Genomic DNA, 23,298 nt, shown 5'->3' with positions numbered 1-23,298 from the left:
CATGACCGTTCATGTGACCGCTCGTATCCCTCTCGGCACCCTGGGAGCCGCCGGAATGTGCAAGGACCACACAGACCATCACCACCGTGAGGACGAGAACCACGGGACCGTCGGACTCGGCAGACGCGGACTCCTGGTGACGGGCGCCGCCGCCGCGCTTACGCTGAGTACCGTGAGCTTCGCGAGCGCCGCGCCCGCGGGCGGGGACGGCACCGGAGCCCTCGGCACCGGAGCCCTCGGCACCGGCACCGGCACCGGTGAGGAGCAGACCAGGACCGTCACCGGCACACTGCCGACCGGCTCCCCCGACTTCGTCTATCTGCCCGTCGAGGTGCCGCGCGGCGTCAGCGAGATCCATGTCTCGTACAGCTACGAACGGCCCCAGATGCCCGCCGGCACCCAGGGCAACGCCCTCGACATCGGCATCTTCGACGAACGCGGCACGGCCCTCGGCGGACGCGGCTTCCGCGGCTGGTCGGGCGGCGCGCGTACGGAGTTCTTCCTGCGCGCCGACGCGGCGAGCCCCGGCTATGTCCCGGGCCCGGTACGCGCGGGCACCTGGCACATCGCGCTCGGCCCGTACACCGTCGCCCCGCAGGGTCTGGCGTACCAGGTCACCATCACCCTGAGGTTCGGCGACCCGGGCAGGACCCCGGCGCCCGTGCACCCGCCCGAGCGCGCCAAGGGGCGCGGCCGGGCCTGGTACCGCGGCGACTGCCATATCCACTCCGTGCACTCCGACGGCAGGCGCACCCCCGCCGAGTTCGCCGCGCTCGCCCGCGCCGCCGGCCTCGACTTCATCAACACCAGTGAGCACAACACCCACTCCGGGCACAGCGCCTGGGACGGCCTGTGGGGCGACGACCTGCTGATCCTCACCGGCGAGGAGGTCACCACCCGTAACGGCCATGTGCTGGCCATCGGCACGGACCCCGGCACCTTCGTCGACTGGCGCTACCGCGCCCGGGACAACCGTTTCGGCCACTACGCGCGGGAGATCCGGCGCGCCGAGGGACTGGTCGTCCCCGCGCACCCGCACGCCACCTGCATCGGCTGCAACTGGAAGTTCGGTTTCGCGGACGCCGACGCGGTGGAGGTCTGGAACGGCCCGTACACCGTGGACGACGAGGTCTCGCTCGCCGACTGGGACAACACCCTGGTCTCGGCGGCCCGTTCCGGCCGCGCCTGGACCCCGGCGATGGGCAACAGCGACGCGCACCGCGACCCCGACCCCATCGGCACCCCGCAGACGGTGGTCCTGGCCGAGGACCTCAGCCGGGACGCGATCCTGGCCGGTATCCGCGCGGGCCACAGCTATGTCGCCGAGTCCTCCGCGGTCTCGCTCAGCTTCGGCGCGGCAGGCGGCCGGGGCCGCCACGCGGGCATCGGCGACCGCCTGCGCGTGAACGCCGACGACCCGGTGACGGTCCGCCTGGAGGTCACCGGCGCCCCCGGCTGCACCGCCCACCTCGTCACCGACCAGGGCACCCTCCACACAGCCCCACTCCCGGCCTCGGGCACCGGCACGGTGGAGTGGCGCACCACACCCGCCTACGCGACGTACGTACGAGCGGAAGTACGCCACACCCCCACCCTCCCCACCCTCCCGGGCCCCCTGGCGGCCTTCACCAACCCGGTGTTCCTCGGGGAGTAGTGCGGCCCGGGGCGGACCGGCCGGCCGATGTCGCGGGGCGCGTCGAGAACACGGGAACGGCGTTCACCCGGGCCGGGAAATCCTCGCGCTCGACGGCGGACACGAACAACGACCGGCCTCGCTGTCGCGACCGGGAACGATTCCGCCGAAGCCATCGGCGACCTCGTCGCATTCGGCGCCGTCTCCGTGTTGTTGTTCAGCTCCATTGGTCGAACAGCCCTTCAGCTCCCCGGTAACAAGCTGCAGCCCGGGCAGTTGCCCGGTTCCGGGGCGCGGAAGGCATGGTCGCAGCGGTCGCAGTTCTGGAGCGGGACGATCCGTGGCACCGGGCGTGCGATGGGTTCGGCGGGGAGGGGCGGCGGCAGCAACTCGGTGAGGCGGTGGGCGAGGAATGCCGCCGGGTGGTTGATGGGGTCCTGCGGGAGCGCGGCGGTCAGGGTGCGGCGTACGGCGTCGGGTTCCACGCCACGTTCCAGCCAGGCCGATACGGCGGGCGCCAGACGGCGTACATCGCGCTCGGACAGCACCAGGCCCGGGGCGTCGCGCCGGAGCCCGGCGAGGATCTCGGTGGCCGTGCGGTGGCGGGCGAGGTCGGGGTGGTCGGGTTCTGGGAGTGCCGGGGCCGGCGCTCGGTCCGGAACGAGGGCCGGCGCCGGGGCCGGTTTCGGCGCCGTTGGCTCCGACCCGGCCGGCGCCGGCCTCCGTCTGGGCTTCGGCTTCGGCTGTGGCGCTGGACTCGGCACAGGCGCCACCGCCGACGGATCGTCGTACGCCACCGTCCGGGTCACCCAACGACCGCCCGGCGTCCGTTCCTTCGTGCGGCTGAGATAGCCGCACGCCTCCAACTCCCGCAGCGCCCGAGCGATCACGACCTCGCCCTCGGCGAACCGCGCCGTGAGGGCCTTGATGCCGATCTTCGCGCCGTCTGCCAGCGACTGGATGTGCACGGCAAGCCCGATCGCGGTCAGCGACAGTCCGCGGTGCTGGGCGAGATGGTTTCCGACCACGGTGAACCGCTCGGTGTGCCGGTGGCGCACATGCCGTACGCCGCTCGTCGGAATGCCGGACTGAGTGCTCTGGGTCGCGCTAAGCTGCTGAAGAGCCATCGGGAAGGGGTTCTCGACTTCCTGGGTGGTAGCCGCCGGAAGCGTCAACTTCCTTGGTGGCAAGGCCCCCGACCGGGATTGTGAGTCCCGACCGGGGGCCGTTATGTATTCGGGGTTACGTCGCCGAGCGTAACCACACCAACCCCACCCCTCCGACCAGATGTTGCCGTTTTCACCCTCCCGAGTGAGCGGAACTGCGGGTGGGTTGAGGGTTGGTTGGGAAAGGTTCTCTCCCAAAATCCTTTAACGCTCCTGGCGTCGCGCGCCCCCGGCTCCCCGTACTCCGGCTCCCGGCCCACCGGGTCGTGGAATCCCACGACCCGGTACCTGCTCGGTGAGTGGGATGCCGAGGACGGCTTCCATCTGCGCGATCGTGTCCGCCGGGTTCTCGGCGAGGATGGCGGCGATGCCGAGTTCCTCGGCGGGCGGAAGGTTGCGGGCGGTGTCGTCGACGAACACGCATGCCTCGCCCGGCAGATCCATCAGTCCGAGCATGATCCGGTACAGCTCCGGGTCGGGCTTGCGCATCCTGTGGTCCTCGGAGATCAGCACCGCGTCGTAGTGCGCGGCCAGGTCATAGCCGCCGTAGACGTCGTACGGCTCCGCACCCAGGCTGTTGGAGAAGATCCCGACCTTGACCCCCGCGGCTCGGGCCGTCTGAGCCGCGGCGATCACCGACGGCTCCGGGTGCAGGTCCTCCAGGACACGGCCGAGCAGATCGGTGCCGTCGATGCCGAGCAGCGCGGCCGTGCGCTCGTTCCACTGGACCTGGGTGATCGCTCCGCGCTCCAGGTCCGCGTACAAGGCGGCGCCTTGCGGATCCTTGGCGACAACGGACAAGAAGGTGCCCTCCGGCAGACCCGCCCGCCGGTCGAAGGCGAGCGCGCACGCGGCCACGCTGGTGGTCAGCACCCCGCCGAAGTCGAGGATCAGTCCCGTACGGCGGCTCACGCGGCACTCCTGGCGGCCCTCGGCTGGGTCCGCGTTCGATCAGGTGCTCGCTCAGGCTGCGCGTCCCCGCGCTCCACTTGGCCCACCCACGACTCGGACCGGCCGACCGCGGCAGCGAGTTCGTGCTGATACAGACCTCTGCGCCGCCGCCCTCTTTCGATGCGATCGCCGATGATCTTGTCGATCTCCGCCACCGAACACACCCTCCGCAGTCCGTGGTCGAACCACTACGAAGGGCAACCGTATGCGCTGGAACCGCTCCGCCGGCAGCGGATCCGGCAAGCTGTCCGGTCCGCCGTCGGCTCGCGCGTGCCGTCAGCTCTGCTGCGTCTCCTTGTCGCGGAGCGCCTGTTCGACCGCGTCCCGTACGCGGGTTTCCTCCAGCAGCTTGCGGCGGGCGCGGTTGCGGCGGGTGAGGAGGATCGTTCCCACGATGGCCGCGATCAGTACGACGACCAGGATCAGCAGTATCCAGGGGACGGCCCAGCCGTGTGCCGTGGCCTCGACCGGCTTGAGCGAGGTGGTGGAGCCCGACGCGTCGGTGAGCACGGGTGTGAGGGTCGCGGTCGCGGTCAGGCTGACCGCGGACGCCACGCCGTGGACGGGCACCTTGGTCTTCCAGCTCTCGCCCGGGAGGAGATCCGGCGGCGGGGCGATGTCGCCGGCTTCGGCCTTCAGCCATCCGAACGGGCCCGAGACCGACACCGTCTGCTTGCCCGACAGGATGGCGTTGCCGGTGTTGTGGATCGTGTAGGTGACGGTGGCGTCGCCCTTGGCGAACGGGTTGGCCGAGCCGCTGTGGTCGACCTGGAGGTCCTCGATCGCGAGCTTCGGCTTGAGCTCGCCGCTGACCCGCAGCTTGACCCGGATACCGAGGCGCCGGTCGACGTTGATGCCCTCGGCCTCGTCGGACTGCTTGAGGGAGGTGAGGATGCCGCCCACGTAGTCGCCGGGCGTGGCGTTGCCGGGAACGCCGACCGTGAAGGGGACTTCGGCGGACTTGCCGGGCTTGATGACGACGCTGTCGCGGGCGGCGTGGACCCAGGCGCCGATACCGACGGACTTCTTGTCCTTGGTGAGCAGGTCGAGTTGGCCCGTGTCGGTCGTGAAGCCGTCGGCGGCGTAGACCGCGAGTTCGAGCGGGGACTTGCTGTGGTTGGCGACGACCATGGTGTCCTTGACCTGGCCACCGGGGTTGACGGCGTAGCTGTAGCTGGACCGGTCGTCGCCGTACCCGTTCGCGGCCGTCCTGACCGTCCAGGTGACATCGCCGTCGGCGGCCTGAGCGGGGGCGGACCACAGGCCGGCGCCCGCGAGGGCCATGAGCAGGGGCAGGGCGACGGTACGGACGAGGGCGGTGACGCCGGTCGTGCGGCGCGTAACGGGCGTGTGCATGTCGGGGTTCTCCTGGAACGGGAGGCGGGGCAGGTCACCCGAAGGCGCCTGCCCCGCCAGGTGGAACGGGTCAGATCAGCTGCTCAGCGCAGTGATCGTGAGAGTGGCGCGGTAGCCACCCTTCTCGACGCTGTCCGGGATCTTCAGACCCAGGTCGGCGCCCAGCTTGGCCGTACCCCGGGCGTGGCCCTGCTCGGCCGAACCGAGGCCGCGCGAGACGGAGAGGCCCTGGCCCTGGTCGTCGTAGCCGGAGGCAACCGACACGCCGGCCTTGGAGCCCGCGCCGTTCACCAGCACACGCGGCGTCCAGCCGAGGTAGGAGCCGGAGAACGTCTTGTCGGCGTCCTTGAAGTCGCTCACGTTGGCCGAGATCGACCAGGGAGCGAGCGAGCGGCGGCTGTCCGAGACGACGATCGGGTTGATCTTGCCGTCCGCCTCGAAGTGGTTGCCGCCCTGCTCCTCGGCGGTGCCGAGGTCCACCAGGCCGTTGTAGCCGTCGATCGTCCAGCCGAACTCGCCCGGAGCGGCGTTCGGCACATTGACCTGGAGGTCCTGGCCGTCGCCGTGGAACGGGTGCACGGTCACCTTGTCGACGAGCGAGCCGACCGGCTGGCCCTCAGGCGTGTTGTTGCACCAGTTGCCCTTCTCCACCGAGGCGTTCGGAGCGGCACAGGTGCCACTGCGGACGTTCTCGACGACGAGCTTGTCGCTGCGCACCTGCACCTTGACGTAGGTGCGGACGTGCTCCTGGTTCTGAACCGAGTTGTACCAGTAGCTGTCCGGGTTCAGCGGGTCCGCACCGTTGCCGGCGCCGCTCGTACCGCTGCTGTCCGGCTTCGTGATGTCGTAGTACTTCGAGCCCGAGGCGGAGTTCCCCGTCACGTAGAGGACACCGCCGGGACCGGCGTACACGTCGGAGGCGCCGGGCTGCTCGGCCGGGTCCGCCTTCTCGCCGTTCTTGATCAGGTAGCTGCGCGAGTAGCTGTGGTCGTGGCCCTGGAGAACCAGGTCGACACCGAGCTTGGAGAAGGTCGTCGGGAAGTCGACCCGGCGGACCTTGTTGTCGGAGTCCTTGGCGTGGTCGGCCGGCGAGTAGATCGCGTGGTGGTAGGTGAGCACCTTCCACTTGGCCTCGGCGCCGTGCTTGTTGATGACGTCGGTGACGTAGGCGAGGTGCGCCGCGTCGCCGCCGCCGCCCTGCGAGGTGGCGTAGCTGTTGCTGTTGAGGTCGATGAACAGGACATCCTTGTAGATGTACCAGTAGTCACCGCCGGAGGTGTTGGACGCCGGGTTCCCGTTGGAGTACAGCGGGGCCGAACGGTCCGTGTTCGGGGTGGAGAAGTGCTGCTCGTAGGCCTTGCCACCGACGTCGTGGTTGCCGATGGTGGCGGCCCAGGGGTACTGGCGCAGCTTGTCGGGTGCCAGGAACGAGTTCCACTGGGACTCGTTGTTGGCGGTCTCGACCTGGTCGCCGCCCGACACCAGGAGTTCGGCGTTCGGGTTGGCCGCGAGCGAGACGTCCACGGTGTCCTGCCAGCCGGCCTGGTCCTTCGCCAGGTCGCCGGACGAGCCGATCTGCGGGTCGCCGTAGAACAGGAAGTCGTAGTCGCCCTCGAAGTCCTGCGTCTTGAAGGAGTAGCCCGTGGACCAGTTGCCCTCGGAGCCGACGCGGTAGGAGTACTGCGTGTTCTCCTTCAGGCCGGTGATGGTCGCGTGGCGGTTGAAGCCACCGCTGGTGGCGATGTTCGCGCCGCCGATGGCGTCGAAGGTGGCGGCGTCGGCCGGGAACTCGCCGTTGACGAGCGCCGCGGTCGGGGCGACCTGGAGCTTCTGCGCGGTGTCGGCCGAGGAGTACCAGGTCACCGTGCGCTGGGTCTCGTTGGCGCCCACACCGAGGATGATGCCGGTGAGCGACGCGGGGTCGGCGGCGGCGGCGGGGGACGCCATTCCGCTGCCGAGGGCCACGCTCAGGCCCAGAACTGCCGCGGTGACCCCGGTGGCCACGCGACGCCGCACAAGCCCGGAGGCCTGTGTCGAAGGTCTAGATCTCATCAGTTTACGTTCCTTTTACCCACATGGGTGGATGTATTGGGAATCAAAACCTCGCGGTCCTTGGTGAACCGGAGATAAATGGGAACTTCGGGCCAGCTGAACTTCTGGCCCTGCGGAGGGGACGGTTCCGGTCTCACAGCCCGAACAGCCGCTGCACGAACCACACCAGCCCCATCACGGACACACCCGCGGAGATCACACCGGTCGCCCAGAGGCCAGTTGTCGGCGCACGGCGGCGGAGCACGGTCAGCAGCGGGAAGACAAGGGCGATGATCGCCAACTGCACGGTCTCGATACCGACGTTGAACACCAGCAGGGACCACAGCAGGGTCCACGAGAACGCCTCGTCGATTCCCAGCGCGCCCGCGAAGCCCAGGCCGTGCACGAGGCCGAAGCAGAACACGACCCCGAGACGGAGCCAGCCCGCACGGTCCAGGCTGAAGTGGCCGCGTCCCGCCGCCGCGTCGAGGTCGAGGTCGGCGGCATGACCGCCGCGCCGCCGGATCTGCCAGAGGTACCAGCCCGCGACCACGGCGATCGACAGCGCGATGACGGGCTCCACGGCCTTCGAGGGCACGTCGACCAGACCGAGGGCCGCGAGCATGAACGTCACCGAGTGCGCCAGGGTGAAACTCGTGGCCGCGAGCACGATCTCACGGAGCCGCCGCGACCCCGCGATGAGCGCCAGCAGGAACAGGATGTGGTCGATCCCGCCCAGCAGATGCTCGGCGCCCAGCCGGAAGAACTCCCAGAACCGCTCGTACCACGCCTGCCCCATCGAGAAGGACGGATGAGCGGCGTCGAGCGCGGCACTGCCCGAGCGGCCGTCCATCTCGTAGGTGACGATCGTCTTGGTGCCTTTGACATACGTCTCGGCGTCGGGGAACAGCGTGCTGCGCACCTCGGGGTCGGCGCTCCCCTCGGGGCACGCCCAGTCGAGCAGCAGACCGGCGTACGGTACGCCCTCCTGCCGGCCCATCGTGAAGTCGCCGACCCGGGTCGGCGCGCAGGCCGCTCCGTTCGAGGTGACCGAAAAGCGCTTGGTGACATACGAGACAGCCGACTCGGCGTGGGTGTTGAGCGCCGCGGCCTGGGCGCCGGTGTCACCCGCCTCGAACGCCCCGTTCCCCGCCCGGAAGAGCGGGTCGTCGCCCTCGGAGTCGGCGGCGGACACGACGAACAGGTCGTACTCAAGCCGTAGTTTCGTTCGTATATGCCCCCCTTCACCCGAGGCGACGTCGGCATATACGGTCGAGGTGAATCCATGGGCCTGCGCCGACGGACCGAAGCTCAGGAGAGCGATCACCGCGGCGGTGATCCCGACGAGGGCGCGGCGGACGCGTTGTGACATGTGGCTGGCTCCTTCAGGTTGCCAGTGCACGGTGCATGTCACGGATGAACGGGAACCAGCCAAATGACGAAGAGCGGAAAAACAACCGCGAGAACGACACCCATGGATGAAGACGACAGAAGCCGGGATAGCAGGATGTAGGCGTCCTGTCCCCATCACTCGCCACCATCACTCGCCACCACCACTCGGAGGACGATCGCCTTGCGCCCCCACCTTCGGGCCGCTGCCACCCTGGCCGCGGCCGCCGCGCTGGTCACCGGATGCAGCTCCGGCGACGACTGGTCACAGCCGCGTCCCGCGCCCAGCGCCGTCGGCACTCTCGGCCCGGGGTTCGTCGACCCCTCCGTCCCGCTCGCTCCGGAGGCGACGGCGACGCCGCGGCCCGGCTCCTGGACCGGGGTCCACCCGTCCGAGGACTACCGCGTGGTCCTGCTCACCGCCGGCGACGACCGTCCGACCAAGGCCCTTGTGACGGCGGTCCAGGACTGGGCCGAGGAGGAGCACGTCGACCTCAGAACGGTGGCCGCCGACAACCCGCACGACTTCATACCCAGCATCACCAAGGCCATGGACATGCGCCCCGACCTCATCGTCAGCGCGGGCAACGACCTCATCGACCCCCTCGCGATGGTCACCCCCAACCACCTGTCACAGCCGTTCCTCGTCGTGGGCGCGGAGCTGGCCGAGCCCACCGGCAACGTCACGGCGGTCGACTGGTCCGGCGCGTCGTTCCGCGGCGAGGGGCTCGGCGCGTCCTCGACGTACGACCCCGCCTCGTTCACCGGCGCGCGCTGCTCGGCCGCCATCAGGGCGGGCGTCGCGGCCGTGCTCAACGACCTGACCGGGATCGTGATCTGGCTCGACTAGGGCCTCTCGTTTGGATCTTGCTGGGCTCGCGCCCTGCCTCCCGAACGCGGTGCTCGTCCCGGGGTGGCGTCCGGCCTCGGGCGGCGTCTGATCTCGGGGGGCGTCCGGCCTCAGGAGTCCTTGGCGCCCATCTCGAAGGCCCACCGCTCCCGCGGAGGGCGCTGGGCGAAGGCGTCCTGGTAGCGCGGGCTCCGGCGTTGCCAGGGCTCGTAGCCGCCGATCCACCGCTCCAGGGCGTACGCGTAGTGGACGGCCGCCGACGTCTCCTCACCGGAGAGGCCGAGTCCGGCGCACAGGCCCGGCAGCCCGGCCCGCAGTTCGCTGAACCGCCGGGCCTTGGCCGCGATCTCCTCGCAGGTGAGGGAGATCGCCTCGGCCAGTGAGCAGCGGCGCTCGTGCCGCGTCGTCAGGACGATGTTGTCGTTGTCGCCGCGAGCCATCTCCTTGTGGAGCGAGAGAACGTCGTTCATGAAGTTGACGATGTCCATCGTGATCAGGCGCATGATCCTGACCGGGGGCGCGTGCTTGATCACCCGGGGGCATTCGGTCCCGCCGGCGAGTTCGATCAGGTCCAGGAACAAGGGCATGTAGGAGGTGCCCCGGCGCAGTTCGAGGTACTGGTCGGGCGCGAGGGGCTCTCCCGTCCGCAGGGACGCCCGTTCATGGGCCATGGCCGTGAGGCAGTACACCCAGTTGTCCCGGGCCCGTGCGTGCCACTCGGCGGACATGGCGGCGGCGGTCCAGTCCTGCCAGATCTCCGCGAACATGGCTTTCAGCGGGGGGACGGGACCGGCCACGGGACGGCCGTCGATGACATCCAGATAGGACCTGACGGTGACCGCGGCGGCGGTCGAGGTGTCGCCCGGCTGCCCTTCGAATTGGTCGTCGAAGACGGTCATGAAGGTCGTGGCCTTGTTGCACCGGTCCAGTCCCGTGTCGTCCGCGTACGGGTAGACCCCGCCGACGAGTCCTTCCAGATCCCACGAGCGGTACCAGTCGTCGGCCGCCGCGGAGGCGAAGAAGCCATGCCCGCGGAGCCAGCTCAGATTGCGGTCGCGCGCCGTGTCCGTCCTCGGATGGGAGGACCGGCCGAAGCCCAGATCGCCCCAGAGCACGGCGTGGAACAGGTCCGCGCCGGGAGAGATGTCGGCGTTGTCGTACATAGGGAGCCTCCAAGGCGGCCGTCCACCTGCGAAACCCTCAGGAAAGGGTGTCTGTCCGGAGGAACCGGAGGAAGGGGTGTCTGTCCGGCCACGGGTCCATCACGCACCCGCTTGCCCCCGCCTGGCCAGCCCCCCGGCACGACCGGCGCGTGCACGCGTTGAACGCAAGGCGTCAGGGCGTCACGGCGTCACGGCGTCACGGCGTCACGGCGTCACGGCGTCACGGCGTCACGGCGTCACGGCGTCACGGCGTCACGGCGTCACGGCGTCACGGCGTCACGGCGTCACGGCGTCACGGCGTCACGGCGTCACGGCGTCACGGCGTCACGGCGTCACGGCGTCAGGGCGTCAGGGCGTCAGGGCGAGTTGAACGCAAGGCGTCGGCACGCGTCGAACGCACGCGTCGGGGCGTCCGGCCGGTCGCACGAACCGGTGGGGTTCCTTCCGCGCCCCCCGGCCTCCGCCTCCGCCACGGCCGCGCCGATCCTGTCGAAGCCTTGTGCAGACCCTCACTCACTGCTGACGATCCGCCTCCGACAAGGCAGACTGTCGAGGGCGATACCGGCAGCACCGGGAGCAGGGGGAGCTATGGACCGTGACGGCGGGCCGCGCGTACCGGAGCAGCGGGCTCCGGGCGTGCCGGGGGACACCGCGGAACTGCGCTTCGGCGTGCTCGGACCCGTACGCGCCTGGCGCGGCGGCGAGACGCTGCCGTCCGGGTCACCCCAGCAACGCGCCCTGCTCGTCGCCCTGCTGATGCGCGACGGCCGCACCGCGACCGCCGGTGAGCTCATCGACGCGCTCTGGGGCGACGAACCGCCCTCGCAGGCGCTCGCCGCCGTACGGACGTACGCCTCCCGGCTGCGCAAGGTGCTCAGCCCCGGCGTACTGATCACCGAGGCCGGCGGTTACGCCCTGCGGACCCGGTCCGACTCCCTCGATCTGAACGTGGCCCAGGAGCTGGCCGCGGACGCGGACAAGGCGCGCGCCGCCGGCGACCGCTATCTGGCCCGCACCCTGATCAACAAGTCGCTGGGGCTGTGGGACGGCGAGGCGCTCGCCTCCGTACCCGGCCCCTACGCCGACAACCAGCGCACCCGGCTGGAGGAATGGCGCCTCCAGCTCACCGAGACCCGCCTCGATCTCGATCTGGAGGTCGGCCGGCACGCGGAGGCCGTCTCCGAGCTGACCGCGCTCACCGCCGCGCACCCGCTGCGCGAACGGCTGCGCGAGCTGCTGATGCTGGCCCTCTACCGCAGCGGCAGGCAGGCGGAGGCGCTCGCCGCGTACGCCGACACCCGGCGGCTGCTCGCCGACGAGCTGGGCGTCGACCCGCGCCCCGAACTCTCCCAGCTCCAGCAGCGCATACTCCAGGCGGACGCCGAGCTGGCACGGCCGGTGGAGGAGCCCGCGCCCGTCCACACCGTCCGGCGGCCCGCCCAGCTCCCGGCCACGGTGCCGGACTTCACCGGCCGGGCCTCCTTCGTACGGGAACTGAGCGGCCGGCTCGCCTCCGCCGAGGGATCCGTGATGGCCGTCTCCGCGCTCGCGGGCATCGGCGGCGTCGGCAAGACGACGCTGGCGGTGCATGTCGCGCACGCGGCGCGGTCGCACTTCCCGGACGGCCAGTTGTACGTGGACCTCCAGGGGGCGGGCGCGCGGGCGGCGGAGCCGGAGACCGTCCTGGGCGCGTTCCTGCGGGCGCTGGGCACACCCGACACCGATATCCCCGACTCGCTCGACGAACGCTCCGCGCTCTACCGCTCCACGCTCGACGGCCGGCGCATCCTCGTCCTGCTGGACAACGCGCACGACGCCGCGCAGGTCCGCCCGCTGCTGCCCGGTACGGAGGGGTGCGCGGCGCTGGTCACCAGCCGGGTACGGATGGTCGACCTGGCCGGCGCGCATCTCGTCGACCTCGATGTGATGTCGCCCGAGGAGGCGCTCCAGCTCTTCACCCGTATCGTCGGCGAGGAGCGGGTCACCTCGGAGCGCAAGGCCGCGCTGGACGTGGTCGCCGCGTGCGGCTTCCTTCCGCTGGCGATCCGTATCGCGGCGTCGCGCCTCGCGGCCCGCCGCACCTGGACGGTCTCGGTCCTGGCGGCGAAGCTCGCGGACGAGCGGCGGCGGCTGGACGAGCTCCAGGCGGGCGATCTCGCGGTCAAGGCGACATTCGAACTCGGCTACGGCGCGCTGGAGCCGGCCCAGGCCCGTGCCTTCCGGCTGCTGGGCCTGGCGGACGGCCCCGACCTCTCCCTGGCCGCTGCCGCCGCCGTCCTGGACCTGCCCCTCCAGGACACCGAGGACCTGCTGGAGTCGCTGGTCGACACCTCCCTGCTGGAATCCGCGGCCCCGGGCCGCTACCGCTACCACGACCTCGTACGCCTCTACGCCCGCGCCTGCGCGGAACGCGACGAACAGCCCCCGTCGGAGGGGGAGTCGGCGATGTCGCGGCTGCTGGACTTCTATCTGGCGACGGCGGCACGGGTGTACGCGCTGGAGCGTCCGGGGGACCGTACCGTCGACCATCTGGAGGCCACCCGCTATCCGGCGCTGGAGTTCGGCGACGGCGCCGCCGCGCTGGACTGGCTGCATTCGGAGGCCGGTTCGATCCTGGCCTGTGTACAGCAGTCCCTCGGCGCGGACATGCTGCGACGGGCGGTCGATCTGCTGCTGGCCTCCAAGGATCTCGCGGAGTCCGGTGCCAGCTCGAAGCGGTACGAGACCGCGGCGACCGCGGCACGGGACGCCGCGGCCTCCGCGCGCGACGCGCACGCGGAGGCCCGCGCCCGGGTGACGCTCGCCCAGGTGCACAACGGCGCGGGCCGGTTCGAACTGGCGGGGACGGAGGCGCGCCTCGCGGCCGAGCTCAAGCAGGTGTCCCCCGACGCCTGGATCGCCAGCAACGCGCCCAACGAGCTGGGAATCGTCGCCAATTGCACCCATCAGTACGCGGCGGGCGAGGGGTATCTGCTCAAGGCGATCGAGGCGTTCCGCGCGGACAGCAACCGGCCCGGCGAGGCGAGCGCCCTGTGCAACCTCTCCCGGGTCGTCGCCTCCATGGGGCGCACCTCCGACGCGGTGGAACTCGCGCACCAGGGCGTCGCCATATATGACGAGCTGGGGCTCACCCTGCGGCTCGCGAACGCGAGGTACGCGCTGGGCATCGTTCTCGCCCAGTCCGGGCGCCACACCGAGGCGCTGGAGCAGCTCTCCGAGGCGCTGAACGTCTTCGTGGACACCCGGCAGCGGCTGTGGGAGGGCACGACCCACTTCCGTATCGCCCAGGTGCATCTGCTGGCGCGTCGTCACGCCAACGCGGCGCAGCACGCGGAGCAGGCCCTCACGACCGGCTTCATCGGCGGTGAGTGGATGCACGCCAACGCGCTGACGCTGCTGGGGAAATCGCTGCGCAGCCTCGGCCAGCTCGACCGCGCGCAGGTCTGCTGGCAGGAGGCGCTGGCCATCCACGAACGTGTGGACGGGGCGGGGGCCGCCGAGGTGCGGCTGCTCCTCTCACCCCTCAAAGCCGCCTGAGCATTGCCCGTCAGGGCGTTCATCGATTGTTTATGCCCACCTGCGAGCCTCGGTACATCGATCCGTCGCCTCGGGGGGCAGACGGGTTGCCATGCGCTACACCGTTAGGGTGAGCGCCCGAATCGCCCGTTCGGCGACCTCCGGGGGAGCCGCCGAACGGGCGATTTCAGCCAGTGCACGCCATGAAGTTTCACGGGAGTTCCAGATATGAGCGACGTGACGAAGAACGAAGACATCACCACACTGGACAGCCACTCGCCGATCCTGCCCACGAAGATCACGGACATCACGACCAAGGACAGCCACTCGCCGGCCCCGCCCGCCAAGGAGGCGGACGCGGCCACGGCGGACAGCGCCGCGCCGTCCGACGAGACCGAGATCACGACGATGGACAGCCACTCGCCGGCACCGCCGAAGCCCTGACCAGTTCCCGACGGGGAGCGGCCGCGACGGCGCGGAGGGGGAGCCGTCGCGGCCGCACGGCTTACGGGGGGACGTAGCGGAACCTGGGGGAAGCGGGGGATGCGGGGAAGAGACAGAGGGGCCGAGCGAGATCGCTCGGCCCCTCTGTCCATGCCCGTCCGGCTGTCCATGCCCGCCCCGCGCGGCGGTCAGCCTCAGCCGGTCGTCGTCGCCCTCGCCTCGCAGGCGCGTACGCGCGTTACCTGTTTCGGGAAGTCCATCGAGATCCGGAGCGTTTTCGACTCGCCGCTCTCCAGGGTCACTTCCGTGTCGGCGGAGTCGACGACCGTGCCCGAGGCGTCCTTGAAGTCGACGTCGATCTCGTAGACGCCCGTCGTGCCCGTGGGCGCTTCGACGCGTACCGTCGCGTAGGTGACGGCCTTCCGCTTGCCGCTCGCCTTGCGGACGCAGGTGACGACACGGGCCTGGACGGTGTCGGACGTGGCGTACGGGTCGGCCGTCGAACCGCTCGACGAGCCGTTGTAGCCGTCGTCGGAGTCATAATCCGAGTCGTAGTCCGAGCCCGAGCCCGCACCCGCACCCACGTACCCGCCGTTGCTCTTCTTCGAGCTGGAGCAGCCGCCTCCCCCGCCACCGCCTCCGCTCGATCCCTTGCTCTTCCCCTTGCCCGACGAGAACCCCGTCAGGGCCAGCACCACCACGACCAGTACGGCCGCGAATCTCATACGTCGACGCAGCAAAACCGAATCCTTCCCCCGTTGTCACATGCACCTGTCAATCGCGCGCGACACCTTAACAGCGCGGCCGTACGCCCCCGCCGTCACATGGCGCGCCTCCGGTACCCGGCGTAGCGTCGTGCACCGGAGCGGGATCCGTACATCCGTGGTCAGGAGGCCGGCGATGGTCCGCAACATCATCGGTTCGATCCTCGCCCTCGCCGCCGCCGCGGCGGCCGTACTGAGCCCCTTCCTCATCTGGTTCGACAGCCGCCGGGGGCACGACTACCGCGTCTCCGACCTGTTCAACGGCATCACCACCACCAGCTCCGCGGTCGTGGTCTCGCTGCTGCTGCCCTTCGCCTTCGCCGCGCTCGTCACCCTGATCGGACTGGTACTGCGGTCACGGCTGCTGGTGACGCTGGCCGGGCTGATCGTGCTGGGCTTCACGGTCCTGTGGATGGTGCGCCAGGGCCAGGTGTCGGACGGGCTGAGCATCACCAGCGGCGGTTCCGGGCTGGGACTCGGCGTCGCGTACGCCCTCGGCGGCGGGATCGTGCTCCTTCTGGCCGCGCTGGTGATGAGCGGTCGCCACGCGCGGTTCCAGGCCCCGGAGGCCCCGTACCTGGAACCCGTCCGGCAGGAGCCGCGGCCCGTCCAACCGGAGCCCCAGGCCGAGGACTGGGGGCCGTACGGAGCCCATCCGTACGGTACGGACCAGTACGGCCCGACGTACGGTCAGGAACAGGAACAGGGGCAGCGGTACGGCGGGCAGCCACAGCCGTACGGAGGGCAGTACCAGCCCCCTGTGTACGGACATCCCTGGGAAGGGCCCCACAAGTACGGGCCGCCGCAGCCCCCGCAGGACGGCGACACCCAGTCCCTGCCCGTCGACAGGCCGGGCGACGACGGCCGGGACGACACGCCCCCGCGCCACTGAGGCCCCGCACCACTCAGCAGCGCGCCCACGCGCCCACGTCAAGCAGCACGGCCCCGCGCCCCCGCGCCTACCGCGACCCGCGCCCCGTCGCCGTCCCCTTCACCGCGTCCAGCGCGTACACGCACCGGTCCTTGCTGCACGCGTACACCACACCCCGCCGCGCCACCGGCGAGCCCGTGATCTCACCGCCCGTCGCCAGCTTCCAGCGGAGCTGCCCGCCGCTCGCGTCCAGCGTGTACAGCACATGGTCGGCCGAGCCGAAGTGCAGCCTGCCGTCCGCGACGACCGGGGCGCCGATGACCTCGCCGCCCGCCGCGAAGCGCCACTTGGGCGTGCCCGTCACCGCGTCCAGCGTGTACAGCGCGCTGCCGCTGCCGACATGCACATTGCCGTCGGCGACGAGCACCGGCTCGATCGACTGGCGGGACTCCGTCGCGATACGCCAGCGGTCCTTGCCGGTGGTGGCGTCGAGCGCGTACACCGTGCCGAGATAGTCGGCGAGATAGACACCGCCGCCCGTGACCGCCGGGCCGGGCGCGAAGGCCGGCGGGGAGAGGAAGACGGCGGGCGCCTCGAAGTGCCAGCGCACCCGGCCGGTCCCGATCTCGACCGACAGCACGCGCGTACCGGCGGAGACGTACAGATGCCCGTCGGAGGCGGGCCTCACCCGTACGGGAACGCCCCCGCAGGAGGCGGCGTCCCCGATGGGATACGACCACAGTTCGGCGCCCGAGCGCGCGTCCAGCGCCAGCAGCCGGGCCTCCTTCCACACGTACACCGTGCCGTCGAAGATCGCGGGCCCGGCCTCGGGCGTCTCGAAGTCCGTCTGGGCGCCGCCGGTCTCCCACAGCTTCTCGCCGGTGGACGCCTCCCACGCCTGGACGCCGCCGCCGCGCGTACCGGTGACGACCGTGCCCCGGTCGACCTTGAGCGAGTACACCCAGGCGTCGGTCCTCAGTCGCCAGCGCTCACTGCCGTCCTTGCCGTCGAGCGCGTACAGCGTCGGCCCGTCGGAGGCGTGGATACGGCCCCCGGCGACGGCCATCGCCCAGGCCACGTCCCTGGTCTTGAACTGGCGGCGCCCGGTGCCCACGTCCAGCGCGTGCACCTCGAACGAGGTGACGTAGAGCAGATCCCCGTCGACGACCGGGGTGCCCCAGACGTCGTTGGACATCCGGAACCGCCAGGGCCGCCAGCGGGCCGCGGCGCCCGCCCCCTCGGGCGGCTGGGGCTGGGTGGGTGCGGGCACGGCGGGTGCGGCGGGGGACGGCGCGGCGCCGCCGGCCGCCTCCGTACCGTTCAGCCCGGCCGGCGGGCGGATCCAGCCGGTGGCGGGACCCGCGCCCGCTCCTGGGCCCACGGGGATCGCGGCGCGCGTGTCCGCGACCCGGGGGCCGGGACCGATCGGCACCGGGGAGCCGGGCAGGCGTACGGGCCCGTCGGGAGGCGTACGGGGCGGCGAGACCGGTGGGGACGCGGAGGCGGACGACGCGGACGGGACGGGCGGAGCCGCCTCGGGCCGTCCGCCGTGGCGACCGCCACCGCCCGGACGGCCCCCGCCGTGCTGCCCCCCGCCGTGCTGCCCCCCGCCGTGCTGCCCGCCGTGCCGGCCGGCCTGCGGACCGCCCTCCGGGCGCCAGACCGCGTCCCAGTCCGGGGCCTGCGCGGGCCTGGGCGGCTGATGCGCGGGCGGCGGCGGTACGGGAGCGGGCTCCGCCGGGCGCACGGCCGCCGCCGGGACCCGCCCGCCGGCCCTGCGCCGCTCGATCATCGCGGTGGCCAGGTCCGGCAGCCACGCCGACGCCGTACCGCTGTCGTCACTGCCCGAGGCGAAGAGATGGGGAGCGAGCTGCGCCTGGAGATCGGCGGGCGACGGCCGCCGCACGGCGTCCATCTGCATGCACGACTCGATGAGGGGCCTCAGCTCGTCCGGCAGCCCCTCCAAGTCCGGTCCCTCACGCAGCAGCATGAAGACGGTCTCGACCGGGTTCGCGCCATGGAAGGGCGCGTGTCCGGTGGCGGCGAAGACCAGCGTCGAACCGAGCGAGAAGACATCGCTCGCGCCCGTCACGCTCCGCGAGTCCCGCGCCTGCTCGGGCGACATGTACGCGGGGGTGCCGACGGCCACATTGGTCATCGTGAGCCGGGTGTTGGAGACACCGGAGGCGATACCGAAGTCGATGACCCGCGGCCCGTCCTCCACCACCAGGACGTTCGACGGCTTCAGATCGCGGTGGACGAGATTGGCGCCGTGGATCGACTGGAGCGCCTCGGCGATGCCCGCCGCCAGCCAGCGCACGCCCTGGGCCGGCATCGGGCCGCACTCGTTGACCATCTCCTCCAGCGAGGGTGCGGGCACATACGCGGTGGCCAGCCAGGGCACCGCGGCCCGGGGATCGGCGTCCACGACGGCGGCGGTGTAGAAGCCGCTGACGGCCCGCGCCGCCTCCACCTCACGCGTGAAGCGGACCCGGAAGAGCTGGTCCTCGGCAAGCTCGGTACGTACGGTCTTGATCGCCACCCGGCGGCCCGACGCCGAGCGCGCGAGATAGACCAGCCCCATGCCGCCGGCCCCGAGCCGCCCCAGCACCTCGAAAGGGCCGATGCGTCTCGGATCGTGCTGCGTAAGCTGCTCCACTTGCCTGCCACCTCCCCGTACGGGCCACCAAGGTACGGCCCCGTGCCCCCTGATTCTTCCTGCCTGAGGCAGCGGTTGCGAACCCGGGGGCGGATCGGGGTGTCTCACCTCGATCCGGACACCACATGTGTCACACCTTCACCGCTGATCGCCCGTTTATCACTGATCTCCCCCTCCTCCGCGGCCGATCCACCGCCGCGCGCGCTCGCGGCCGGTGCTCCGCCCGGGTGCGGTCTCCGACGTGCCCCCGGGCTCCGACCCGGCTTCCCACCCGGCTTCCCGCACGGCCTCTGACCTGGACTCAGACGCCTCACGCACGGGCTCCGACCTGGGCTCGGACGCCTCACGCACCGGCTCCGATCCGGACTCGGACGCCTCACGCACGGGCGCGCGCGGTCGCTCCCGCTCCGCCAGGACGGCGAAGACGGCGCCCTGGTTGTCCATCACCGCGGCCATCCGTCCGTGCTCGATGTCGAACGGAGGTGTGGTGATCCGGCCGCCGAGCCGGACGACCGTCCCCGCCGTCGTGTCGCAGTCGCTGACGGCGAAATAGACGAGGAAGTGGGCCGGCATCGCCGCGGGGAACGCGTCCGTGATGACGCTCCGTCCGCCGAACGCCGCCCCGGCCTGCGCCGGTTCCGTACCGGCCGCCCCTCCTTCGGCGCCGGGCGGCCCCTCCTCCGCGCCGGCCGCGCCGAACTCCCCACCGGACGCGGCCTGTTCCGTACCGGCCGGGAACCATATGCGGAAGTCGACGGAGGCGCCGGGCAGATCGGTCCCCCGGAAGCCGAGGACCGTCTCGTAGAACGGGTCGACGCGCTCCTTGTCGCGCGTATAGAGCTCGGTCCAGCAGAAGGAACCCGGCAGGCCCTTCTTCTCGAAACCCCAGCCCTCCCCGGACTGCCAGAGCCCGAAGACCGCGCCGGCCGGGTCCGCGGCCTGCGCCATCACCCCGAACGGCCCCACGGCCGTCGGTGCCCGTACGGTCCGCCCGCCCGCCCGCACGATCCGCTCGCTCAGCCCGACGGCGTCGGAGGTGGCGAAGTAGACCCCCCAGACGGTGGGCATCCTGCCGTCCTTCTTGGCGACGAGACCGGCCACACGCCTGCCGTCGCTGAACGCCTCCGTGTAGTGCCCGTACGCCGCGCCGCTGTCCTCGCCGAAGGTCCAGCCGAACAGCTCCCCGTAGAAACGCTTGCCCGCTGCGAGATCGGGGAGCGAGACATCCACCCAGCACGGCGTGGATTCCGCGAACGCGGCCATGTCCGGATCCTTCCGTGGCTGGTGGGTGATGGCTGGTGGCTGGCGTGTGGGTGGTGGCTCTGGTGTGGGTGGTGGTCGGCCTGTGGATATGCGGTGGCTGTCGTACGGGCGCCCGCCGGTGCGTGGTGCCCGTCACAGTCAACTTAATGGGCCGCGACCCCGGCCGCAGCGGATGAAATAGCGCAATTGCTCGATTATCCCAGCGTGAACCCCTCGGCACCCCGAGTTATCCACCGAAGTTATCCACAGGCTGTTGATAACACTATTCACCCGCACGTGAGCCCTGGGGGTGACAGTCCACTCCTGGGGATGACGGTCCGCGCACGCGACCCGTGCGAGAGATGGCCGGTTCCCCATTTGCACTCGGCCAAATCGCGCCTCGATCACCCCTCGGTAAGCTGACGGCATGACAGGACAAGTGCGCACCGTCGACGGCCGCGTGGCCGGTCGACGCGGGCAGGCGACGCGGCAGAAGCTGCTCGACTGCCTCAGCGAGATGCTCAGCTCCTCGCCCTACCGGGACGTCAAAGTCATCGACGTGGCCCGGAGAGCGGGGACTTCACCCGCGACCTTCTACCAGTATTTTCCCGACGTCGAGGGCGCCGTCCTCGAAATCGCCGAGGAAATGGCCAAGGAGGGCGCCGGGTTGACCGCGCTGGTCTCCGGCCGTTCCTGGGCCGGCAAGGCCGGCTGGCAGACGTCGGAGGATCTGGTCGAGGGCTTCCTCGATTTCTGGCGCAAGCACGACGCGATCCTCCGGGTCGTCGATCTGGGCGCGGCGGAGGGCGACAAGCGGTTCAACAAGATCCGCATGAAGATCCTCAACTCCGTCACCAACTCCCTTACGGAGTCGGTGAAGGAACTTCAGTCGAAGGGCCGGGTCGACAAGGACATCAGTCCGGCGGCGCTGGCCGGCTCGCTGGTCGTGATGCTCGCCTCGGTGGCCTCGCACCAGAAGAACTTCCAGAGCTGGGGCGTGAAGCAGGCCGAGCTGAAGCCGAATCTCGCGCTTCTGGTCCATCTCGGCATCACCGGCAGAAAGCCCACGAAGTAGGTCACCAGCGAGCCGGCGCATCGGCCGGCGGGCACGGTACGGGCGTGCCCTCTCTGTCCTGTCACGCCGACGGCGGATCACATCCCTGATCCCTGTCGGCGCTCCCGTATCTGGAACCCTTTCGTTCATCCGGAACACTTCCGTTTCCTGCACGCCGAGAGCGGAGGTCGCACAGCGCCCATGAACGACAGCGAGAACAACCAAGACCACGGCCAGGACGGCGCGCAGGAGGCCTTCCGGGCCCTGCTGCGCGACCAGCCGGTCTGGGACATGGAGCGTCTGCCCGTGTTCGATCCGGCCACCGCGCCCGAGGAGCCGCTGCCGCTCTTCCGGCGGTGGTTCACCGAGGCGGTGGCGGCCGGGCAGCCCGAACCGCACACCATGACGCTGGCCACCGCCGACGAGCGCGGCCGGCCCGATGTACGGACCCTGATGCTGCACGACGCGGACAGCCGTGGCTGGCACTTCGCCACGCACGCGACCAGCCGCAAGGGCCGGCAGCTGGCCGCCCGTCCCGAGGCCGCGCTCGGCTTCTACTGGCCGGCCCAGGCCCGCGCCGTACGGATCCGGGGCACCGTGCGCGGCGCGGGCCGCGAGGAGAGCGACGCGGATCTGCGGGTGCGCTCGACGGGCGCGCTGGCCTCCGCGCTGGTGGGACGGCAGAGCGAAGTGCTCGGTTCGGCGGAGGAGTTGGCGCGCGCGAGCGAGGCCGCGTGGGAGCGGGCCCGGCACGACCCGGCCGCGGAGGCGGCGTCGTGGACGGCGTATGTTCTGGTGCCGGACGAGGTGGAGTTCTTCCAGGGGGACGCGCGCAGACGCCATGTACGGCTGCGCTACGAACGCGAAGGCGACGGGTGGGTGAGGGAGTTGCTCTGGCCGTAGCCCCCGCCCCGGGACAGGCGCGGCACCGGAACGCACATCACCGCACGCCGGCCGGGGTGAGCGTGATCGATTCGCAACCGATTTCCCCTCTTGACCGATACCCACCATGTGATGTTCCGATTACGCTCAGCTCTCATGCCCGACGATTTCGACCGCACCGAGGACCGTCCCGTGTATGTCATCGGCGGCGGGCCGGGCGGGCTCGCCGTCGCGGCCGTACTGCGTGAACGGGGCGTACGGGCCGTCGTCCTGGAGAAATCCGACGCCGTCGGGGCCTCCTGGCGCGGCCACTACGACCGGCTGCGGCTCCACACCACCCGCCGGCATTCCGCCCTGCCGGGGCTGAGGATGCCGCGGTCCTTCGGGCGGTGGGTGGCCCGCGCGGATGTGGTCCGCTATCTGGAGAAGTACGCGGAGTTCCACCGGCTGGAGATCGTTACCGGGGTCGAGGTCACCCGCGTCGAGCGCTCCCCGGACGGCTCGGGCTGGCTGCTGCGCGCCACGGGCGGACGGGAGCTGACCGGGCGCGCGGTCGTCGTGGCGACCGGCTACAACCACACGCCGAAGGTGCCGTCCTGGCCCGGCCGGGAGACATACGACGGCGAACTGCTGCACGCGAGCGCGTACCGGAATCCGGGGCCCTACGCGGGCAAGGACGTACTGGTCGTCGGCGTCGGCAACACGGGCGCGGAGATCGCCGTCGATCTCGTGGAGGGCGGGGCGGCCCGGGTGCGCCTCGCCGTCCGTACCGTCCCGCACATCGTGCGGCGCTCCACGGCCGGGTGGCCGGCCCAGTCGACGGGCATCCTGGTCCGCCGGCTGCCGGCCCCGCTGGTCGACCGCGCGAGCTGGGTGCTGGCCCGGATCGCCGTCCCGGACCTGTCGTCCCACGGCCTGCCGCGCCCGGACACGGGTCTCTACACCCGGGTCCGCGAGGGCGCGATCCCGGTCCAGGACGTGGGACTGATCGACGCGGTACGGGCGGGACGGGTCGAGCCGGTGGCGGCGGTCGAGTCCTTCGAGCGGAACGAGGTCGTCCTGGCGGACGGCACCCGGATCTCGCCGGACGTGGTCATAGCGGCCACGGGCTACGAGCGCGCGCTGGAGCCCCTGCTGGGCACGCTGGACGTCCTGTCCCCCACCGGCCGCCCCCTCACCCACGGCCCCCGCACCCCCGCCCACGCCCCGGGCCTCTACTTCACGGGCTTCACCAACCCGATCAGCGGAATGCTCCGCGAACTGTCCCGCGACGCCCGCCGCATAGCCAAGTCCCTCACCCCCTGACCCACCCCTTCACACGCCGCCC

General features: G+C 71.1%; 17 protein-coding genes and 1 pseudogene. 8 read left to right on the top strand and 10 right to left on the bottom strand.

Going from position 1 to position 23,298, the window contains the following annotated elements:
* Positions 1-55: 55 nt before the first annotated feature.
* Positions 56-1,654 carry a CehA/McbA family metallohydrolase gene (locus OG214_RS23265; RefSeq protein WP_405987583.1) on the top strand — a complete coding sequence of 533 codons (1,599 nt, stop codon included), beginning with the start codon at positions 56-58 and terminating at the stop codon, positions 1,652-1,654.
* Positions 1,655-1,875: 221 nt separating this feature from the next.
* Here OG214_RS23265 and OG214_RS23260 read toward each other — a convergent pair whose 3' ends face one another.
* From OG214_RS23260 to OG214_RS23235, 6 genes are all read right to left on the bottom strand, one after another.
* Positions 1,876-2,760 (bottom strand): helix-turn-helix domain-containing protein, encoded by an 885-nt coding sequence (locus OG214_RS23260; protein ID WP_405985828.1) that lies wholly within the window; start codon positions 2,758-2,760, stop codon positions 1,876-1,878.
* Between the two features lie 243 nt (positions 2,761-3,003).
* On the bottom strand, positions 3,004-3,711 hold the full coding sequence (locus OG214_RS23255) for an HAD-IA family hydrolase (RefSeq protein ID WP_405985827.1): 708 nt from the start codon (positions 3,709-3,711) through the stop codon (positions 3,004-3,006).
* Positions 3,708-3,905 carry a helix-turn-helix domain-containing protein gene (locus OG214_RS23250; protein ID WP_405985826.1) on the bottom strand — a complete coding sequence of 66 codons (198 nt, stop codon included), beginning with the start codon at positions 3,903-3,905 and terminating at the stop codon, positions 3,708-3,710. Before OG214_RS23250 ends, OG214_RS23255 begins: the two co-directional genes overlap by 4 nt.
* A 121-nt stretch (positions 3,906-4,026) precedes the next feature.
* Positions 4,027-5,106 (bottom strand): WxL protein peptidoglycan domain-containing protein, encoded by a 1,080-nt coding sequence (locus tag OG214_RS23245; protein WP_405985825.1) that lies wholly within the window; start codon positions 5,104-5,106, stop codon positions 4,027-4,029.
* A 75-nt stretch (positions 5,107-5,181) separates the two neighbouring features.
* Positions 5,182-7,158, bottom strand: a complete 1,977-nt coding sequence (locus OG214_RS23240; RefSeq protein ID WP_363081487.1) for a metallophosphoesterase family protein — start codon at positions 7,156-7,158, stop codon at positions 5,182-5,184.
* 133 nt (positions 7,159-7,291) lie between these two features.
* On the bottom strand, positions 7,292-8,509 hold the full coding sequence (locus tag OG214_RS23235) for a HupE/UreJ family protein (protein ID WP_405985824.1): 1,218 nt from the start codon (positions 8,507-8,509) through the stop codon (positions 7,292-7,294).
* 201 nt (positions 8,510-8,710) lie between these two features.
* Between OG214_RS23235 and OG214_RS23230 the strand changes: the two genes are divergently transcribed.
* Positions 8,711-9,376: a hypothetical protein gene (locus OG214_RS23230; RefSeq protein WP_405985823.1), complete on the top strand. Its 666-nt coding sequence runs from the start codon at positions 8,711-8,713 to the stop codon at positions 9,374-9,376.
* A 110-nt stretch (positions 9,377-9,486) separates the two neighbouring features.
* On the opposite strand, the gene OG214_RS23225 is transcribed toward OG214_RS23230, so the two are convergent.
* Positions 9,487-10,539 carry a terpene synthase family protein gene (locus OG214_RS23225; protein WP_405985822.1) on the bottom strand — a complete coding sequence of 351 codons (1,053 nt, stop codon included), beginning with the start codon at positions 10,537-10,539 and terminating at the stop codon, positions 9,487-9,489.
* 588 nt (positions 10,540-11,127) lie between these two features.
* On the opposite strand from OG214_RS23225, the gene OG214_RS23220 reads away from it, so the two are divergent.
* Both OG214_RS23220 and OG214_RS23215 read left to right on the top strand, forming a co-directional pair.
* Entirely contained in the window at positions 11,128-14,076 is a 2,949-nt protein-coding gene (locus tag OG214_RS23220) for an AfsR/SARP family transcriptional regulator (protein WP_405985821.1), read from the top strand.
* A 207-nt stretch (positions 14,077-14,283) separates the two neighbouring features.
* Positions 14,284-14,499 carry a hypothetical protein gene (locus OG214_RS23215; protein ID WP_383036071.1) on the top strand — a complete coding sequence of 72 codons (216 nt, stop codon included), beginning with the start codon at positions 14,284-14,286 and terminating at the stop codon, positions 14,497-14,499.
* 194 nt (positions 14,500-14,693) lie between these two features.
* Here OG214_RS23215 and OG214_RS23210 read toward each other — a convergent pair whose 3' ends face one another.
* Complete coding sequence (locus OG214_RS23210) at positions 14,694-15,239, bottom strand: hypothetical protein (protein ID WP_405985820.1); 546 nt, start codon at positions 15,237-15,239, stop codon at positions 14,694-14,696.
* 160 nt (positions 15,240-15,399) lie between these two features.
* On the opposite strand from OG214_RS23210, the gene OG214_RS23205 reads away from it, so the two are divergent.
* On the top strand, positions 15,400-16,155 hold the full coding sequence (locus OG214_RS23205) for a hypothetical protein (RefSeq protein WP_405985819.1): 756 nt from the start codon (positions 15,400-15,402) through the stop codon (positions 16,153-16,155).
* A gap of 67 nt (positions 16,156-16,222) precedes the next feature.
* Here OG214_RS23205 and OG214_RS23200 read toward each other — a convergent pair whose 3' ends face one another.
* Positions 16,223-18,793: a PQQ-binding-like beta-propeller repeat protein gene (locus OG214_RS23200; RefSeq protein WP_405985818.1), complete on the bottom strand. Its 2,571-nt coding sequence runs from the start codon at positions 18,791-18,793 to the stop codon at positions 16,223-16,225.
* A 405-nt stretch (positions 18,794-19,198) separates the two neighbouring features.
* Positions 19,199-20,056, bottom strand: a pseudogene (locus OG214_RS23195) (VOC family protein); the annotation flags it as partial.
* Between the two features lie 406 nt (positions 20,057-20,462).
* Between OG214_RS23195 and OG214_RS23190 the strand changes: the two are divergent.
* The 3 genes from OG214_RS23190 (at position 20,463) to OG214_RS23180 (ending at position 23,276) form a co-directional block, all read left to right on the top strand.
* Positions 20,463-21,110 (top strand): TetR family transcriptional regulator, encoded by a 648-nt coding sequence (locus OG214_RS23190; RefSeq protein WP_363079231.1) that lies wholly within the window; start codon positions 20,463-20,465, stop codon positions 21,108-21,110.
* Between the two features lie 180 nt (positions 21,111-21,290).
* Positions 21,291-21,992, top strand: a complete 702-nt coding sequence (locus OG214_RS23185) for a pyridoxal 5'-phosphate synthase (RefSeq protein WP_405985817.1) — start codon at positions 21,291-21,293, stop codon at positions 21,990-21,992.
* Between the two features lie 135 nt (positions 21,993-22,127).
* Positions 22,128-23,276: a flavin-containing monooxygenase gene (locus OG214_RS23180; protein WP_405985816.1), complete on the top strand. Its 1,149-nt coding sequence runs from the start codon at positions 22,128-22,130 to the stop codon at positions 23,274-23,276.
* Positions 23,277-23,298 lie beyond the last annotated feature (22 nt).

It is taken from the genome of Streptomyces sp. NBC_00872 (assembly GCF_045161915.1).
Lineage (GTDB): Bacteria > Actinomycetota > Actinomycetes > Streptomycetales > Streptomycetaceae > Streptomyces.
Note: the sequence above shows the minus strand (reverse complement) of the source record. Positions and strands in the feature narration are given on the sequence as shown.

What these genes read in the sequence shown, in the direction of transcription:
- OG214_RS23265 (WP_405987583.1), top strand. Translation starts at nt 56, where the DNA reads ATGTGCAAGGACCACACAGACCATCACCACCGTGAGGACGAGAACCAC.
- OG214_RS23260 (WP_405985828.1), bottom strand. Translation starts at nt 2,760, where the DNA reads ATGGCTCTTCAGCAGCTTAGCGCGACCCAGAGCACTCAGTCCGGCATT.
- OG214_RS23245 (WP_405985825.1), bottom strand. Translation starts at nt 5,106, where the DNA reads ATGCACACGCCCGTTACGCGCCGCACGACCGGCGTCACCGCCCTCGTC.
- OG214_RS23240 (WP_363081487.1), bottom strand. Translation starts at nt 7,158, where the DNA reads ATGAGATCTAGACCTTCGACACAGGCCTCCGGGCTTGTGCGGCGTCGC.
- OG214_RS23235 (WP_405985824.1), bottom strand. Translation starts at nt 8,509, where the DNA reads ATGTCACAACGCGTCCGCCGCGCCCTCGTCGGGATCACCGCCGCGGTG.
- OG214_RS23225 (WP_405985822.1), bottom strand. Translation starts at nt 10,539, where the DNA reads ATGTACGACAACGCCGACATCTCTCCCGGCGCGGACCTGTTCCACGCC.
- OG214_RS23220 (WP_405985821.1), top strand. Translation starts at nt 11,128, where the DNA reads ATGGACCGTGACGGCGGGCCGCGCGTACCGGAGCAGCGGGCTCCGGGC.
- OG214_RS23215 (WP_383036071.1), top strand. Translation starts at nt 14,284, where the DNA reads ATGAGCGACGTGACGAAGAACGAAGACATCACCACACTGGACAGCCAC.
- OG214_RS23205 (WP_405985819.1), top strand. Translation starts at nt 15,400, where the DNA reads ATGGTCCGCAACATCATCGGTTCGATCCTCGCCCTCGCCGCCGCCGCG.
- OG214_RS23190 (WP_363079231.1), top strand. Translation starts at nt 20,463, where the DNA reads ATGACAGGACAAGTGCGCACCGTCGACGGCCGCGTGGCCGGTCGACGC.
- OG214_RS23185 (WP_405985817.1), top strand. Translation starts at nt 21,291, where the DNA reads ATGAACGACAGCGAGAACAACCAAGACCACGGCCAGGACGGCGCGCAG.
- OG214_RS23180 (WP_405985816.1), top strand. Translation starts at nt 22,128, where the DNA reads ATGCCCGACGATTTCGACCGCACCGAGGACCGTCCCGTGTATGTCATC.